The 16,936-nt window shown below is 65.9% G+C and carries 17 protein-coding genes; 11 read left to right on the top strand and 6 right to left on the bottom strand.

Annotation, left to right across the window (positions count from 1 at the left end; translation table 11 throughout):
* Positions 1-122 precede the first annotated feature (122 nt).
* The 7 genes from MTR65_RS06970 (at position 123) to MTR65_RS06940 (ending at position 7,543) form a co-directional block, all read left to right on the top strand.
* The gene (locus tag MTR65_RS06970) at positions 123-2,624 is read left to right on the top strand and encodes a TonB-dependent receptor (protein WP_243798509.1); all 2,502 of its coding nucleotides are present in this window, start codon (positions 123-125) and stop codon (positions 2,622-2,624) included.
* Complete coding sequence (locus MTR65_RS06965; RefSeq protein ID WP_243798507.1) at positions 2,624-3,619, top strand: MBL fold metallo-hydrolase; 996 nt, start codon at positions 2,624-2,626, stop codon at positions 3,617-3,619. The genes MTR65_RS06970 and MTR65_RS06965 overlap by 1 nt, the downstream gene beginning before the upstream one ends.
* 24 nt (positions 3,620-3,643) lie before the next feature.
* Entirely contained in the window at positions 3,644-4,672 is a 1,029-nt protein-coding gene (locus tag MTR65_RS06960) for an aromatic ring-hydroxylating oxygenase subunit alpha (RefSeq protein WP_243798505.1), read from the top strand.
* On the top strand, positions 4,669-5,571 hold the full coding sequence (locus MTR65_RS06955; RefSeq protein WP_243798503.1) for a VOC family protein: 903 nt from the start codon (positions 4,669-4,671) through the stop codon (positions 5,569-5,571). The genes MTR65_RS06960 and MTR65_RS06955 overlap by 4 nt, the downstream gene beginning before the upstream one ends.
* Before the next feature lie 208 nt (positions 5,572-5,779).
* Complete coding sequence (rplM, locus tag MTR65_RS06950) at positions 5,780-6,259, top strand: 50S ribosomal protein L13 (protein ID WP_039389852.1); 480 nt, start codon at positions 5,780-5,782, stop codon at positions 6,257-6,259.
* On the top strand, positions 6,259-6,789 hold the full coding sequence (rpsI, locus tag MTR65_RS06945; RefSeq protein ID WP_039389854.1) for a 30S ribosomal protein S9: 531 nt from the start codon (positions 6,259-6,261) through the stop codon (positions 6,787-6,789). Before rplM ends, rpsI begins: the two co-directional genes overlap by 1 nt.
* A gap of 136 nt (positions 6,790-6,925) precedes the next feature.
* Positions 6,926-7,543 carry a DUF2238 domain-containing protein gene (locus MTR65_RS06940; RefSeq protein ID WP_243798501.1) on the top strand — a complete coding sequence of 206 codons (618 nt, stop codon included), beginning with the start codon at positions 6,926-6,928 and terminating at the stop codon, positions 7,541-7,543.
* Between the two features lie 91 nt (positions 7,544-7,634).
* Here the strand turns inward: MTR65_RS06940 and MTR65_RS06935 are convergent, their stop codons facing one another.
* The gene (locus MTR65_RS06935; protein WP_243798499.1) at positions 7,635-9,317 is read right to left on the bottom strand and encodes an arylsulfatase; all 1,683 of its coding nucleotides are present in this window, start codon (positions 9,315-9,317) and stop codon (positions 7,635-7,637) included.
* A gap of 314 nt (positions 9,318-9,631) precedes the next feature.
* Between MTR65_RS06935 and MTR65_RS06930 the strand changes: the two genes are divergently transcribed.
* Genes MTR65_RS06930 through MTR65_RS06920 form a run of 3 tightly spaced genes read left to right on the top strand, consistent with a single transcriptional unit; the run spans position 9,632 to position 11,337 of the window.
* Positions 9,632-10,030, top strand: coding sequence for a PadR family transcriptional regulator (locus tag MTR65_RS06930; protein WP_243798497.1), 399 nt, complete (start codon positions 9,632-9,634; stop codon positions 10,028-10,030).
* Positions 10,017-10,583: a DUF1700 domain-containing protein gene (locus tag MTR65_RS06925; protein ID WP_226638162.1), complete on the top strand. Its 567-nt coding sequence runs from the start codon at positions 10,017-10,019 to the stop codon at positions 10,581-10,583. Before MTR65_RS06930 ends, MTR65_RS06925 begins: the two co-directional genes overlap by 14 nt.
* 22 nt (positions 10,584-10,605) lie before the next feature.
* Entirely contained in the window at positions 10,606-11,337 is a 732-nt protein-coding gene (locus tag MTR65_RS06920; RefSeq protein ID WP_243798493.1) for a GIN domain-containing protein, read from the top strand.
* Between the two features lie 196 nt (positions 11,338-11,533).
* Here the strand turns inward: MTR65_RS06920 and MTR65_RS06915 are convergent, their stop codons facing one another.
* The 3 genes from MTR65_RS06915 to MTR65_RS06905 form a co-directional block, all read right to left on the bottom strand.
* Positions 11,534-12,400, bottom strand: coding sequence for a metallophosphoesterase family protein (locus MTR65_RS06915; protein WP_243798491.1), 867 nt, complete (start codon positions 12,398-12,400; stop codon positions 11,534-11,536).
* 71 nt (positions 12,401-12,471) lie between these two features.
* A complete protein-coding gene (locus MTR65_RS06910) occupies positions 12,472-13,401 on the bottom strand; it encodes a diacylglycerol/lipid kinase family protein (protein ID WP_243798489.1) in 930 nt (309 codons plus the stop codon).
* 51 nt (positions 13,402-13,452) lie between these two features.
* Positions 13,453-13,725: a hypothetical protein gene (locus MTR65_RS06905; RefSeq protein ID WP_226638158.1), complete on the bottom strand. Its 273-nt coding sequence runs from the start codon at positions 13,723-13,725 to the stop codon at positions 13,453-13,455.
* A gap of 316 nt (positions 13,726-14,041) precedes the next feature.
* Between MTR65_RS06905 and MTR65_RS06900 the strand changes: the two genes are divergently transcribed.
* Positions 14,042-14,383: a UrcA family protein gene (locus MTR65_RS06900; protein ID WP_243798487.1), complete on the top strand. Its 342-nt coding sequence runs from the start codon at positions 14,042-14,044 to the stop codon at positions 14,381-14,383.
* 252 nt (positions 14,384-14,635) lie between these two features.
* Here MTR65_RS06900 and MTR65_RS06895 read toward each other — a convergent pair whose 3' ends face one another.
* On the bottom strand, positions 14,636-15,388 hold the full coding sequence (locus MTR65_RS06895; protein ID WP_243798551.1) for a LytR/AlgR family response regulator transcription factor: 753 nt from the start codon (positions 15,386-15,388) through the stop codon (positions 14,636-14,638).
* A gap of 7 nt (positions 15,389-15,395) precedes the next feature.
* Entirely contained in the window at positions 15,396-16,820 is a 1,425-nt protein-coding gene (locus MTR65_RS06890) for a sensor histidine kinase (RefSeq protein WP_243798484.1), read from the bottom strand.
* Between the last annotated feature and the right edge of the window lie 116 nt (positions 16,821-16,936).

Below are 16,936 nucleotides of genomic sequence, written 5' to 3'. Positions count from 1 at the left end.
TGATGCATTCATTCCATTTGTAGTTATCGAGAAAAACAAAAAATTGGACCGATAGTCTGAGCGGTGAAAGAACGTATGGCAAGTGCAGCGTAAAACAGCTGCCGTTAGGGAGAGAGAAACCGATGCGTATGCCTCTGGTCGCCGGCACGGCGATGACGCTTGCCCTGTTGGCGCAGCCCGCCCTGGGCCAGACCACCCAGACACAGACCTCCGAGACACAGACCACCGAAACAGGCGAGACCTTCGGGCTCAACGCCATCATCGTCACCGCACAGCGCCGCGCCGAAACCCTGCAGGACGCGGCCATCGCGATCAACGCGGCCAGCGGTGACCAGCTGGTCCAGAGCGGCGTCGCCGACGCGACCCAGCTCAATACCGTGGCGCCCGCGCTCTATGTCGCGGCGGGCGGCGGCGCGAACACCGGCTACTTCATTCGCGGCGTCGGCAACTTCGCAAACAACGGCTACACCAGCCCGGCCGTCGCCTTCAACATTGACGGCGTCTACATCGGGCGCCCCTCCTCGACCGTCGCCTCCTTCCTCGACGTCAATCGCGTGGAAGTGCTGAAGGGCCCCCAGGGCACGCTCTATGGACGCAACGCCACGGGCGGCGCGATCAACGTGATCCCGAACGCACCGCAGCTGGGCGTCTCGGAAGGCTCGGTCAGCGCGCAATACGGCAACTACGATGCCTATGAGCTGACGGGCATGGTCAACGCGCCGCTCGGCAACGATGTCGCCCTGCGCCTTGCCGGGACGGTGAACGAGCGTGACGGCTACTTCTCGGACGGCACCGGCGCGGCCAAGGATCTGGCCCTGCGCGGGCAGATCTATGCCGAGCTCAGCCCCGCGATCAACCTGCGCGTCTCGGCCGACTACTCGACCCAGAAGGGCACAGGGCCCGGCCTCAATGTGGAAGGCGTCTACACCTTCACCCCCTTCAATCCGGGGGCGACGGTCCGCAACTGGCTTCACGTACAGGCCCCGGACAACGTGCGCGCGCCCTACACCGGCCTATTCGCGCCGGAGGCTCTGGACTTCATCGAGAACACGGCCACCGCGGCCCCGCTCTTCGCGCCGCTGACCGGCTATGCCTATCCGCGCCGTGACGATGAATACTGGGGCCTCAACGCCGAAGTGAACGTCGATCTGGGCGGGGTCGATCTCGTCGTGATCCCCGCCTATCGCCACTCGAAGCTGGACAACCAGTTCAACGGCCCCCCCTTCAAGGCCGCGATCAACTCCGACACCGCCGAGCAGTACAGCCTCGAGGCGCGGCTTTCGGGCACGAGCGGCCCTGTCGAATGGCTGCTGGGCGGGTACTGGTTCGACGAGACGGTCAAGGGCGTCAATTCGTTCAACCAGTTCTCGACGACCACCTTCAACAGCTTCGACACGCACACCCGCTCGCTGGCCGCCTTCGGGCGCGTCACCTGGAGCCTCACCGATACGCTGAGGCTCGTGGGCGGGCTTCGCTATTCCGACGAGAAGCGCGACATCGTGGCCCAGGCCGATTCGCTGGCCGCGATCTGCCTGACCGAGCTGCCCTCCGGCCAGCCCAGCTGCCCCGACCTGCCCACCGTGCCGGTAGGTCTGACCCTGCGCGATTCGCTTGCGCAGTACGCCCCGGGGCTGTTCCCGGCAGGAAGCCCGCTCGATGCGCCTGCCCCCTACGGCGCCTTCCCCTTCGGCCCGTTCGGTCCCATGGGCCCCACCGCGCTTCTTGCGATCACCCCGACCACGATCGACCGCGCGGCGAGCGACCGCGAAGTGACCTGGCGCGCCGCGGTCGAATTCGACGCAAGCCCCGACAACCTTGTCTACGCCAGCTTCGAGACCGGCTTTCGCGCCGGTGGCTTCAACATCACCTTCGGGCAGGAGGAATACGCACCCGAGTTCATCGACGCCTGGACGCTGGGGTCGAAGAACAGCTTCTTCAACAACAGCCTGCAGCTGAACCTGGAAGCGTTCTACTGGAAGTACCGGGGTCAGCAGCTGGCCGCGCTGGGGCTCGACGACAACGGCAACAACGCCTTCTACACCCGCAACGTGGGCAAGTCCTCGGTCAAGGGCGTGGAGATGGACTTCCAGTGGCTGGCCGGTGCCACCACGCTTGTCCATGGCGGCGCGCAGTACCTCGACGCCACCTACGACAGCTTCCAGTACAACCAGATCGACCTGTCCGACGAAGGCGACCCGCCCTACTTCCTCACCCCCATCACGGGCTGCGGCTACACCCAGGTTTCCGAGCCTGTCCGCTCGTTCGACATCGACTGCTCGGGCAAGCCTGCCCTCTACGCGCCCAAGTGGAGTTTCAACCTGGGCGTCCAGCAGAAGCTCGAACTCGATCCACTCGACATCACCTTTTCGCTCGACGGGCGCTACCGCGCCAACCGCGTGATCGGCTTTGCCTACCTGCCCACCGGCGACAGCGGCGCGGACTTCAAGATGGACGCCTCGATCCGCTTCGAGCCGACCGAGGTTCCCGTCACGGTCATGCTCTTCGTGCGCAACCTGACCGACCAGGCGGTGCAATCGACCTACCAGCTGGGCGCGGGCAACGTCGCCAGTTCCGCCTACGAACCTCCGCGCACCTACGGCCTCAGGGTCGGGTACACGTTCTGATGCGTCCTCTTCGCACGCTCGCCCGCCGCGCCCTCCCCCTTCTCCTTCTCGCCGCAGCCGGTACGCCCGCCGCGGCGCAGGAGCCGGCCCCTGACCGGGAGGGGCTGGGGACCTGGATCACGCTGGGCACGAATGCGGGGCCCGTGGTCGTGCCCGAACGCTCGCAACCTGCAAACCTGCTGCGCCTTGCCGGAAAGGACTATCTCGTCGACGTGGGCGATGGCGCGGCGGGGCGAATGGAGCAGGCCGGGGTGCAATCGCGCGCGGTGGACGCGATCTTCCTCAGCCACCTGCACTTCGACCACACTGGCGGCCTGGCGGCCGTCCTTGGCCTGCGCTTCCAGACCAGCGCGCGCGATCCTCTGACCATCTACGGACCACCCGGCACGCGCGAACTGGTCGAGGGTCTGCTCGCCTCGATGGTCCCGGGGGTCACCGCGAACTATGGCGTGGAAGGCGCGCCGCCCGTCGATCACCGCGCGGGCATCACGGTGCGCGAGCTGCGCGATGGCGACCGGATCGAGGTGGACGGCATGACCGTCACGGTGGCGCGCAACACCCATTACAGCTTCCCCGAGGGCAGCGCGATGGCGCAGCGCTTCCAGTCGCTCTCGCTGCGCTTCGACCTGCCCGGCCGCGCGATCGTCTACACGGGTGACACCGGCCCCAGCGCGCGGCTCGAGGAGCTGGCGAAAGGCGCGGACCTGATGGTTGCCGAGATGATGGACATTCCGCTGACCATCGCGCGCCTGATCGCGGCCAACCCCGGTATTCCCGAGGGGCAGCTGCAGGCCATGCAGACGCATCTGTCGCACCACCACCTCTCGCCCGCCGACCTTGGTGCTCTCGCCGCGCGCGCGGACGTGGGCGGACTGGTCGTCACACACTTCTCGGGTTGGGACGCAGGCAGCCCCGAGCACTTTGCCTACCTCACAACCCTCTCCGCCGCCTACCCCGGGCCCTTCGAGATCGCCGACGACATGGACGCCTTCTGAGCGTCCAAGCACAGGACTTTCGACATGACCGAAACGAAACCCTTCCTCGAAAACGCTTGGTACATGGCCGCCTGGAGCCATGAAGTGGGCGAGGACATGCTGCGCCGCCGCCTGCTCGGCGAGCCGGTTCTGCTGATGCGGCGACAGGACGGCACCGCCGTGGCCCTGGTCGACCGCTGCCCGCACCGCTACGCCCCGCTCAGCAAGGGGGAACGCGAGGGCGACACCATCGTGTGCCCCTATCATGGCCTCACCTTCGATGCCGCGGGCCAGTGCGTGCGCAATCCCTTCTCCGAGAAGATCCCCTCAGGCGCGCAGCTGCGCAGCTTTCCCGTGGTCGAGCGCGACCACATCGTCTGGTTCTGGCCCGGCGATCCCGCACGCGCCGAAGGAACGCCAGTGCCCGATTTTTCCGCCATCGTGATCGACGGCCATGCCCCCATCACCGGCGTGATGCCGATGGCAGCAAACTACGAATACGGCACCGATAACCTCATGGACCTCTCGCACATCGAGTTCGTCCACAAGGGCACCTTCGCCGGGCGCGGCGTGATCTTTGCCGGGACGCACGAGGTCAAGGCGCAGGGCGACCAGCTCCATTCCAACTGGTGGATGCCCGCGATCCCCGCGCCCGCGCACACCTTCGGGATCTACGATCCGGCCATGATCACCGACCACTGGCTCGACATGCGCTGGGAGGCGCCCGCCAGCATGTACCTGCAGGTCGGCGCCTGCCCGCAGGGCGGCGAGCGCGCCGAGGGCGTGATCGCCCACCAGGCGCATATCCTCACTCCGGAAACGCAGGGCTCCAGCCACTACTTCTGGGCGACCACGCGGCAGGGTCCCCCCTCCCCCGAGGGCGATGCCATGCTGGCCGGTCTCATGGGCGCGGCCTTCGGCGACGAGGACAAGCCGATCATCGAGGCCGCCTACGCCAACACCGACGGCGCCGACTTCTGGGAGCGCAAACCGCTCTCGCTCGGCATCGACACCGGCGGCACGCGCGCGCGCCGCATCATCGAGAAACGCAAGAAGGAAGAGGCCGCCCTATGAGCCGCGTGACCGAGATTCGCTATGTCGGCTATGGTGTCGAGGACTTCGACGCCGAGCGCCGCTTCTACACCCAGGACTGGGGCCTGGTGGAAGTCGCCGCCAACGAGGACACCGCCTGGTTCAAGGCGCAGGGGCACGATGAACACCACGTCCTGCGCCTCCACCGCCGCGAGACGAACTGCGTCGAGGTCATTGCCCTTGCCGCGCCCGGCAAGGCCGATGTCGATGCCCTGCACACAGCGGTGCAGGACGCAGGCTGCACCATCATCCACGCACCCTGCCCGCTCGACGCGCCCGGAGGCGGCTATGGCTTCCGCTTCTTTTCGCCCGATGGCCTGCCCTTCGAGATCTCGGCCGAGGTCGCGCCCCTCGACAAGCGCCCGCTGGAGCGCTGGGAAGGCGTGCCCGTGAAGATCAGCCACATTGTCCTGCATTCGCCCGACCATCAAGCAATGGTGCGCTTCTTCACCGATGTGCTGGGCTTTCGCGTCTCGGACTGGCTGGGCGATTTCATGTGCTTCCTGCGCTGCAACGCGGCCCATCACCGCATTGCCATTCTGCCCGGGCCGCCCTGTCTCAACCACGTCGCCTACGACATGCTCAGCCTTGATGACATGATGCGCGGTGCCAGCCGCCTGCAGAAGCGCGGCACCGATCTGCGCTGGGGGCCGGGCCGCCACACGGCGGGCAACAACACCTTCAGCTATTTCGTGACACCGGGCGGCTTTGCCGTCGAATACACCTCCGAACTCGACGAGGTCGACTTCGAAACCCACGAGGCGAAGGTCCACGAGCCGGCCCCCCAGATCATGGACCAGTGGGGAATCGGTACCGGCGGCCCCCAGACCATGCCCAAGCCTGCCGTCGACCCCTGCCTGTTCACACCGGCGGAAATCTGAGCGTACCCGGGCGCATCACCCATGCAGGCCGGTCTCAAGATCGGCCACATGACGGCTTGCGGTATTATATTACCTCTTCGCAAAGCCGCATCCTGCTTGACTTGGCGCCCCATTTCGACGAATTGGCGCCACTTCCCGCGTACGGGACGGATTCGCGCCAGCGCCAATCCACCGGACGCGCGCACGAAACACAAGGGATAGACCAGCCATGAAGGCGCTCACAAAGGTCACCCGGTCGATCAAGCCGGCCGAGGTGGAAAAGAAGTGGCATCTGATCGATGCCGAAGGTCTGGTGGTTGGCCGTCTGGCTGTCATCATCGCCGACCTGCTGCGCGGCAAGCACAAGCCGAGCTTCACCCCGCACGTCGATTGCGGCGACCACGTCGTCGTGATCAACGCCGAGAAGGTCCGCTTCACCGGCAACAAGCTCAAGCAGCAGACCTACTACAAGCACACCGGCTACGCCGGCGGCCTCAAGGAAGTCACCGCGGACAAGGTCCTCGCCGGTCGCTTCCCCGAGCGCGTGCTTGAAAAGGCCGTGGAACGCATGATTCCCCGTGGTCCGCTGGGCCGCGACCAGATGCGCGCCCTGCACGTCTACGCCGGCACCGAGCACCCGCACGGTGGTACGCAGCCCGAAGCCCTCGACGTTGCTTCGATGAACCGTAAGAACAAGGTGGGTGCCTAATGTCCGACACTGATACCGTCCAGAGCCTGTCCGACCTCAAGGACCTCGGCACCGAAGTCGCGACCGAAGAAGCTGCTGCTGAAGAGCAGGGTTTCACCCCCGTCGTCTCGAACGTTCCCCTGCGCGAGCAGGAACTCGACGCCCAGGGCCGCGCCTACGCCACCGGCCGCCGCAAGGACGCCGTGGCCCGCGTGTGGATCAAGCCCGGCACCGGCAAGATCACCGTCAACGGCCGTGACCAGGAAGTCTACTTCGCACGTCCGACCCTGCGTCTGGTCATTGCCCAGCCGTTCCAGATCACTGCGCGCGAAGACCAGTACGACGTCATCGCCACCGTCAAGGGCGGCGGTCTCTCGGGTCAGGCCGGCGCTGTGAAGCACGGCATCTCGCAGGCACTCTCGAAGTACGAGCCGGTCCTGCGCGCTACGGTCAAGGCCGCTGGCTTCCTCACCCGCGACAGCCGCGTGGTCGAGCGTAAGAAGTACGGCCGCGCCAAGGCCCGTCGTTCGTTCCAGTTCTCGAAGCGCTAAGTTTCGAACGGACCGACGCACCGGTTTACGAAAAGAGGGTCGCGGGCAACCGCGGCCCTTTTTTCATGCCTGCCTTGCGCGGCAAGCGGAGAGCCGGGACTTGCGCAGGCCCGCTATCTGGCCAATCCTGCCGGGAATGCACCGGACCACCTTTCGCGACCTGATCGCCCTCACCCTCCTCTGGCTGGCGGGCCTTCTGGCCTCGGGCTGGAGCCCGTACGAGCGCGCGACCTGGCTGATGGAGGTGGCCCCCGTCCTGATCGCGCTGCCCGTGCTGTGGGCCACGCGCAGCCGCCTGCCCCTCACCCGCCTCGCGCTGGCGCTGATGGGCCTGCATGGCCTCATCCTCATGCTCGGGGGTGCCTATACCTATGCGCGCGTGCCGCTGGGCTTTACCTTGCAGGACCTGCTGGGCCTCGCGCGCAACCCCTACGACCGGATCGGCCACTTCGCGCAAGGCTTCGTGCCCGCAATCGTCCTGCGCGAACTGCTGCTGCGCCGGGGCGGCCTTGCCCCCGGATGGCTTACCCATGTCCTCGTCACGGCCTGCTGCCTCGCCGTCAGCGCGGCCTACGAGCTGATCGAGTTCGGTGCAGCCATGGCGCTGGGTCAGGGGGCCGAGGCCTTCCTGGGCACCCAAGGCGATCCCTGGGACACCCAGTGGGACATGCTCATGTGCCTTGTGGGCGCAATCTGTGCCTTGGCCCTCCTTACCCCCTGGCACGACCGCCAGATCGCCCGGATCGAGAGCTGAGCCCCAAAAAAAGACCCCGGAGCGGCCGCGACCGATCCGGGGTATGCTTGAGGATGGCCCCCACGGTCTCCCGGGGGGAGGGACAATCAGGTTACTGGAGGCCCTGCTCCATGAATTCGGCCACGACATTGGACATGTCGAACGAGGCCCCGCCCTGCACCGGCGGGTATTCCGCCAGAGTCTTGAGGTGCTTGTTCATCAGAACGCCCATCGGCTGCATCAGCCAAGAGACCTTCTGGAGCAGGTGCCCGTAGGCATCGACCGAATCGTAGCTCTCGAAGGGGTCCATGCGGATGTTGAACATGAGCGGCGCCGTGCGCGGGACCAGGTTGTCGTAGTAGTTTTCCTTGGTCGAGAAGTGGATCTTCCAGGGCCCCATGCGCACCGCGGTCAGCTTGCTCTCGTAGTAGTGGAAGATGTGGTCGCGGTTGGAATTTTCCTGCTGGCCGGTCCAGTAGGGCACGTTGTTCACGCCATCGATGTACTGCTTCTTGCTGCTCAGCATCCGGCTGTTCACATCGGGAACACCGGCAATCGCAGCGAGGCTGGTGAACATGTCCTGGTGGGCCTGGATGCCGTTCAGCACCTGATCCTGAGGGATCATGCGCGGATAGCGCAGCATCGAGACCACGCGCACACCGCCCTCGTAGGTGGTCATCTTCTCGCCGCGGAAGGGCGTGGTCGCGCCGTGCGGCCAGGAATCGTGCTCAGGACCGTTGTCGGTCGAGTACCAGATCAGCGTATCATCAAGGATGCCCTGCTGCGCGAGCCAGTCGAGCACGGTGCCCACGTCGCGGTCGTGCTGCATCATGCCCGAACCGTGAAGGTCGGCCTCGGAGGTGTACTTCTCGGCCGCGTAGCGCCACTCGTCGTCAAGGTGCGTGTAGACGTGCATGCGCGAGGTGTTCATCCACACGAAGAACGGCTCGTTCGCGGCCTTGGCCTTGCCCATGAAGTCGAGCGCGGTCGGAATCATCTCGGCCGAATCGAAGTTTTCCATGCGCTTGCGGGTGAGCGGCCCGGTGTCCTGGATCGTCTGCTTGCCCACCTTGCCGAAACGCGGGTCCGAAGTCGTATCGTCCCGGTCGGTCGCGAAGCTGTGAATCACGCCGCGCGTACCGAACTGCGCCTCGTAGGTCTCCAGATCGCCCGAGAACTTCTTGCCGAAGGCCTGGTAGTCGCGCTGCTCGGCCTCTTCCTGGGTGTTGAGGTGGTAGAGGTTGCCGAAGAATTCATCGAAGCCATGCGCGGTGGGCAGGTGCTCGTTGCGGTCGCCCAGGTGGTTCTTGCCGAAGTGGCCGGTGCGATACCCCGCCATCTTCATCACCTCGGCCAGACACGGCGATGCCGCCTGAAGCCCGAGTGCGGCGCCGGGCTGGCCCACCGTCGTCATCCCCGACCGGATCGGGTACTGCCCGGTGATGAAGGCCGCGCGGCCCGCCGTGCACGAGGGCTGCGCGTAGTGGTCGGTGAACTTGATTCCCTCGCGCCCGATGCGGTCGATGTTGGGGGTGCGGTAGCCCATCGTCGCAAGGCCATAGGCGGAGACGTTCTGCCAGCCGATGTCATCGCCCCAGATGACGAGGATGTTCGGCTTGCGGCCCGACGCGGCCTGCGCCAGCGCCTTCTGCGTGCCGATCAGCGAGCCCAGCGCAGGCAGTGCCGCGGCCATGCTCGAGGCCGAAAGCATCTTGCGGCGGGACATGCCCTTGGGCGTATCGCCTTCATGTGCGGCGTGGGGGCTGTCGGAATGCGGCGTATCGTCGTCGTGCATCGCGGAACTCTCCTCTGAACACGGGTCGAAGGACGGCCACGCAATCGAAGACGATTCGCGCAAGGAAGCCCCCAACCTCTCAGGACGCCACTCTGGCCCGTCCCGGCATCGCGCCGATATCAGGGTTTCCCCCCGGTTGAGGCCTGCCAGACCCTGACGAAGTCACGGAAGTCGCGAACAAAAACACATTCCTTCGCATGGCGCCTATCTTGCCGTGCACGGTATAGAGCATAGACCTGTACCTCTTTTAAGAAGGTACCTTGCATCACACACTAGCTGTCTATATACAGTCTCCATCGACAGGAGATGATTCGATGTCCGAAATCGAAGTCCAGCTTAAGAAGGGGGTGCTTGGCCTTTGCGTGCTTGCCCTGCTTTCACGGCGCAACAGCTACGCCTACGAGATCGCCAGCCGCATGGCCGACGCGGTCGATATGGGCGAAGGGACGATCTACCCGCTGATGCGCCGGATGCAGAAGGACGGCCTGGTCTCGACCTATCTCGAGGAATCGCCGTCCGGCCCGCCGCGCAAGTACTACGCCATCACCGAGGCCGGGCAGACGCGCCTTGCCGCGCAGATCAGCGAATGGCGCGGGTTCACCGCGGCCGTCGATGAACTGATCACCGGCGATGCGCCCACCGCCACCGCGCCGGAAGCCACCGGCGAACCCGCGAACGTGCAGGAAGGGGAATCCAGCCATGACGCGTCTTGAATTCATCCGCCGCCTCGAAGCGGGGCTCAAGGGCCTCCCGCGCGAGGACGTCGACGACATCCTCTCCGACTACGCCGAGCACTTCGAGGCCGGCATGGCCGAAGGCCGCAGCGAAGAGGCGATTGCCGCCGCGCTCGGCGATCCGGCGCGCCTCGCCCGCGAACTGCGCTTCGAATTCGGCCAGCGCAACTGGAAGGAGGCGCGCTCGCCGTCCTCGGCCTGGGCCGCGATCATCGCCTTTGTCGGCCTCGCCTCGCTGGACATCCTCCTGCTGCTGCCGATCATCGTGACCGTGCTGGGCGTGCTCATCGCGCTGTTCGTGGCCGTCATCGCGGTGTTCATCGCCGGTGGCTTTGTCCTCCTCGCCGGCCCTTTCACCGGCTTCCCGGGAGGCTGGGCCGTCGCCCTTCTCGCCGGTCTCGGCATCCTGAGCGGATCGGTCGCGGCCGCGGCGATCCTCATCCTCGTCAGCATCTGGGTCATCAACGCCCTGATGTGGTTCGGCCGCCTGCACTTCCGGGTGCTCGAGCCCGCCATTCACCCCGACAAGTAACCGCGCACGCAGGAGATATATCATGTTCCGCAAACTGCTCATTGTCTTCGCCAGCGCCGCGATCCTCTCGCTCGTTGCCTTCGCCGGGGCCTGGATCGTCGGGGGGGAGGACGCCCGCCGCGAGTTCGCCCAGGAAGGGGGCTGGCACATCGGCGACGAGGACGAGGATGAGGACCTGGGTCCCACCAAGACCCGCGAGTTCGCCATCGAGAGCGGATCGCAGATCGCCATGGAAGTGCCCGTCGACCTCAGCTTCACCCGCGGCGAAACCGCCAGCATGACCGTCAAGGGGCCTGAAAAGCTGCTGGAGCGCCTTGTCTGGGAAGACGGCCGCCTCAAGCTCGATGGGCGCCGCAGCCACTGGGGCAACGGCCTCAAGGTCGTCATCACCGCGCCCGAGATCGAGGGCCTCGATCTCGACGCGCCGGGCGATGTCACGCTGGTCGGCCTCGACCAGGACCAGTTCACGCTGAAGGCCAATGGCGCGCTCGACCTCGAAGCCGAGGGCAAGGTCCGCACGATGGCCGTCACCACCAATGGCGCGGGCAACATCGACCTCGCCAAGCTCTACGGCGATGACGTCAAGGTCGAAGTCAATGGCGCGGGCGATGTCACCCTTGGCCCCAAGCGCCTCGCCGAAATCGAGATCAACGGCGTGGGCCACGTGACCCTGGTGCGCAAGCCCGAGATCCTGCGCAGCAACATCAACGGCCTGGGCTCGGTGGACCACGACTACGCGCAGGCGGACATGTAGGATGAAGGATTCTCAAGGGGCCATCGCCCCTTGACCCCAGAATCGGCAACCTCACCTTTATCACACGCCGATGCGCGCGCGAGGTGAGGCAGCCCGTTCGGGGAGCCCGAGGGCGATGGCCCTCGGATCTATCTCTTCTACCCGACCTCAAACGAAAAGAGCCGCAGGAAACTGCGGCTCTTTTTGCGTGTGCAGGTCAGCTCACCGGCGGATCGACTTCGGGCACCTTGCCGACAGGTGCCACCGGCTCTTCGGGATCGCGCGGGGGCAGCGCGTTCTCGGGCACGTCGCAGATCATCATGTCGCGGCTTGCCACGTCTTCCAGATTACGCGCGATGACGCGGATGTCATCGCCCTCGATCACGATCTCGTTGAAGCTGGGCGGGGTCGAGCGGATGCGCTGCGAGAGCGTGCCCGCGCCGATCATCCGCAGCGGCCCCGCCTTCGTCTCCGCGACAAGATCGAAGGGATCGTGAATGTGGCCCGAAAGGATCGCGCAGACCTTGCGGCCCGCCAGCGCTTCCATCGTGCGGGTGCCGTTGATGGTCAGCAGCTTGTTGTCACGCTCGCGCCGCTCGGTCAGCGGATGGTGCGCAGCGACCAGAATGCGCGTGCCTTCGGGCTGCGCGTCGATCGCGGCCAACGTTTCTTCGAGCGCCTTCTTCGTCACCCATCCGTTCGACCAGGGGAAGCGCTGCCACTGCGCGCGCGTGGTCGTCTTGAGCGGGATCACGGCGAGACGCGGCAGGCCAAGTTCCGCCTCGACCAGATGCTCGATCCGGTTGAAGCGACGGTAGGGATCGAAGAAGCGCTGGTAGAGGTTGGCGTACGGAATATCGTGATTACCCACCTCGACCGTCACCGGGATGTCGAGCGCCTGAATCCAGGCGCAGGCGGCGTCGAACTCGCGGTGGCGCGCGCGCATGGTGAGGTCGCCGGTGATGGCAAGGGCATCGGGCTTTTCGCGCTCGATACAACGCTCGACCCAGGCGAGGGCGCTGCGGTCCTCGAGCCCGAAGTGGATATCGCTCAGATGAAACAGCTTGAGCGGGCGGTCATTCATGCACTTTCACCTGCGTTGGGTCTACGTTTCGGGCCATTTCGCCCCGGCGCGAAGAAACTCGCCTTCACGCCCTATACCTCGCGCGTGGCAATAAGATCGACCTCGCAGGGTGCAAGCTCGAATATTTCCTCCGGCTCACCATCGAAGGGTTCGCCGTCGATGAGCAGGCCCATCGGCTCGCCCGCCGGGCAGACGAGGCGGATACGCTGGTGGATGCCAAGATCGTCGTGCGGCCCATTGCGGAAGTTGCGGTTGAGCAGCGCAATCCCCTGCCCCGCGTAGTCGGCCAGCGAGTGTGCGTAGTAACCACGGGCGGACAGGCCCTCCTCGCCCGGATTGACGGTGATCGCCGCATAGCCGTCCTCGCGTCCGCAATCGATTTCGGCGCACACGACCTTGGGTCCGTTGGTGGAATAGCTGATGGCCTGGCGCGCGGTGGCCACCACTTCAACCAGGTTCGCATCGCGCAGGGCCTCGCGCACCTCGTTCCAGATCGTGCCCGGCCCCGCAAGCACGCCGGTCAGCGCGGTTCCGTGCCGGGTGTCGATGACAGGCGTGCGCACGCGGCGCCCTTCCCCGCTCTCGAGACGCGCGGCGATCTCGGCCGCTCTGGCCGGGCCGTGCAGCGTTTTGGCGAGGAGATTCATCGTGCCGCCGGGCAGGACCAGCACCGCACCGCCCCAGCCGAACAGACCCGTGACGACCGCATGGACCGTTCCATCACCGCCGAACGTGGCGACGACCTCGACCCCTTCCGCATCCAGATCCGCCGCCTTGGGCGCGGGATCATCGGGGAAGTACAACGTACGCGCGACGTCGAAGCCCGCGCTCTTCAGGGCCTGCTTCGCCTCGCGCTGGGTCTGCGCGTCGTTGCTGCCGCTTGCCGGATTGCACACCAGCCAGAGACGCCGCACCTTCGCGCTGTCGGAGGCGGGGGCGCTGCCGGGGGCGGGATCATCGGGTTGCGCGACGTCGGCGGGAGTCTGCGATGCCTGTTCCATGCTTGGCAAAAAGCCCCGTACGCCCCCCGGTTCCCGGATACCTTCCCCGAACTACAGGCGCTCGGTGACAATCAGCCAGGCGGCCACGCCGTTGACCAGCGAATAGACAAGGTAGAGCAGCGCCCACCCTTGCGATCCGGCCGAGACCATCAGCAGCGCCCCCAGCAGCATCACGAACTCGACAAGGAGACTGGCCCGCCCGCCCAGCGGCTTCAGCAGCCAGGGCACCTGCGCCAACATCGGATGCCCGCTTTCGAGGACGGCCTTGTGGGCGGCGAAGTTGATCACGCCCAGACAGAAGACGACGAGAACGGCAATGGTCACAACGCGCAGCCTAACGCGGCTTGCGCCCCGATGCCAATCCCCCTCGATGCGGGCCTGAACCGGGGCCCTGCCCGCCGCTTCGCGAATCATGGCTGCGAGTCGCCACCGTGTGCGGGCATCCCTGCATTTGTGCGGGCTCCGGCCCATGCCGTTCGTCGACTACAAACGTCGTTTGTCCGCTGGCTGTGCCTTTTGTCGACCTTGGACGACCCACCATAGATGCCCGCGTGAAGCGGGTGCGGGATGGGTGCAGAAGAAACTCATCGAGCCGGCCGACACACACATCGCGGACCTGCTCACCATAGGAGGAAACACGATGTTCAAGAAGACTGCCCTTTTCGCCGCTGCCCTTGTTGGTCCCGCTGCCATGGTCGGCCTCGCAGCTACCGCCACCCCCGCCGCCGCGCAGGAAAGCATCCCCACCGCGACCGTCTACTACACCGACCTCGACCTCAGCACGGTCGAAGGCCAGGAGACCCTGGAACGCCGCCTCGTGAAGACGGCCCGCAAGGTCTGCCGGATGGACGAACGCGCGGTCGACTCCTACCTGCCCAGCTCCTCGTCGCAGGCCTGCTACCGCAAGGCTACCGAGAAGGTCGACGGCCAGATCGCGGCCGCCATGCGCGACCAGGAAAAGGCCCAGCGCTACGGCGGCTGATCCCCCATCCCCGAGGTCCCATAAGAAGAAATGACCCGGATACCGACTTGGTGGGCTGCCTCTGGCGGCCCGCCTCTTTGTGCGTGTCGAGTGCAGGAAGAGTAGCGATTTCCGAGGGCCATTGCCCTCGGGCTCCCCATAATGTCTGGCTCACGTCTGGCCCGCTGCCGTGGCGGAGAGAGGTGAGGTCGCCCGTTTGGGGGTCAAGGGGCGATGGCCCCTTGAAGCAATGACTTCCTACTAAGTCTCGGCTCAGCGCCCCGCCATCTTCTTCACCTCGGGCAGATACGTGCGCCCGATGCGCAGACTGTCGCCGCTCGTCGTCTCGACCGACCACACGCCCAAGCCTTCGTGCTTGAGGCCGGTCACGTGGTCCCGGCGCAGGATGTGGCTGCGGTGGATGCGGATGAAGCGCGCCGGGTCGAGCCGCTCCTGCAGGCTGGTGATGGTCTGGAGCAGGAGATAGCTCTGATCACCCACGTGGAGCCGCACGTAGTCGCGCTCGGCATCGATGCGCTGCACATCGTCGGCGGGCACGCGCACCAGTTCGGAGCGGTGCGGCACCCAGAATTCCTCCAGCCAGTCGCTCTTGGGCTCGGTGCGTTCGCCGCGCCGGGCAATGACGCGTCCGATCGCGCGTTCCAGCCGCTCAGGCGTCACGGGCTTGAGGACATAATCAACCGCGTCGAGATCGAAGGCCTCGACCGCGAATTCATCGTGCGCGGTGACAAAGATCACCGCGGGCGCGTTGTCCTGACGCGCCAGACGCCGCGCGACAGTCAGCCCATCGGTCTCGGGCATGGTGAGGTCAAGCAGCAGAAGATCGGGATGAAGCGCCTCGCACAGGCGCAGCGCGGCCTCGCCATCGCTGGCCGTGCCGACGACCGAGACCGAACCCAGCCGCGAGCAGATCACCTGCATGCGTTCCACCGCCAGCGGTTCGTCGTCCACGATCAGGGTGCGCAGCGGCGCACTGGTCACGGTGTCGTTGGCCCTGTTCTGCATGGCGTTGCTATCCGTCAAATCTCGTCTCCCTCGCCCCGGCGGCCCCCTGTTCGGTCTCCAGCGGCAGGTCGAGGACGGTCGCAAAGCCCCCCTCCTCCTGCGGACCGTAGGCCAGCCTGGCCGTTTTCGCGTAGCGCGCGCGCAAGCGATCGCGCACGTTGGTCAATCCGATGCCGCACCCGTCGGCCTTGTTCAAGGGCGCGCCGGGGCCATCGTCGCGCACAGTGAGCACGAGGCGATCGGCCTCACCGTCTTCCCCTTCGCCGCGCCGGGCCGAGATCGTGATCGTGACCGGACGCTGCGTGGCCGCGACCGCGTACTTCACCGAGTTCTCGATCAGCGGCTGCAGGATCATGCCCGGTACCATCGCATCGGCGACGTCCTCGTCAATCGTGAATTGAGTCTGCAAACGATTAGGGAAACGTACCCCCTCGATCGAGAGGTAGAGCTTCTGCATCTCGATCTCATCCAAAAGGCGCATGTCGTTGGTGGGATCGCCGTTCAGCGTGCGGCGGTAGAAGGTCGAGAGCGTCTGGATCATCGTCTCGGCCGCCTCCTGGCGCCCGGTCATGACCAGCGCGGAGAGCGAGTTCAGCGTGTTGAACAGGAAGTGCGGATTGACCTGATAGCGCAGCGAGCGCAGCTCGGCCGCTTCGGCGGCGCGGCGGTACTCGCCCTCGCGCCGCTCGGCCGCGCGCGCCTCTTCCGCCTTGGCGAGCGCGAAATAGAGTGCGGCCCAGGCCAGGACGAGGAAGTAGCGCCCGAAGGTCGTGTCCGCCATGCCCGCCCAGCGCCCGAACAGGGTGTCACGCGCGCCGCCGTTGGTGCGAATGGTAATGCCCCCTTCCGCGCCCGGCATGATACCCGCCGAAGCAGGACCACGCCCGGTATCGTCGAGCAGCGGGCCTGCATCATCGCTCATGCCGGGGACGACATCGGGCACGGCCGAGCTCGTGACGGGCGGCGCTGGCGGTGCAGGCGGCGCCTCGGGCGCGGCATCGCGCGAGGACGACTTGGGCAGATCGACGAGGATGTTGCCCGCCTCATCCTGCATCACGCGGACCTTGCCCGGGTCGATCTGGGTCAGGCCTTCCTTGTCGGCCGCCTTCATCGCCATTTCCAGGTCGGCAAAGACCATCGCGTTGATGAGGCTGAGGAGCAGAGCAAGCGGCAAGGCGCCCACCAGCACGATCACGAGGCGCACCAGGTTCGACTTGCGGTCGAGCATCTGGAGCAGCGGCCAGACCGCGGCCATGACCATCATCGAGAGCAGACAGATCGTCAGTCTTCGCGAGATGATCGGCCAGGCGAAATCGAAGCCCATGAAGGCCCCGCGCAAGGTCGCGACGATGAAATAGCACGCCCAGAGCGCTGCCAGCGAAAGCAGCACCATGCGCGCAGGAACGCGTGGATTTTCAGATACGATGGCCATTGTTCCCCTGCCTTAGCCCCGGCAGGTGCAATCAGGCCAGTTCCCCGGTCGGTTCGCAATGGCTTTTTGTCGAGTGGTGCGCGGATTGTCCGGCAGAAGCCGGAAATATACAAAGT

Source organism: Novosphingobium mangrovi (genome assembly GCF_022818885.1).
Classification (GTDB): domain Bacteria; phylum Pseudomonadota; class Alphaproteobacteria; order Sphingomonadales; family Sphingomonadaceae; genus Novosphingobium; species Novosphingobium mangrovi.
This window is presented reverse-complemented; position numbering and strand designations above follow the sequence as displayed.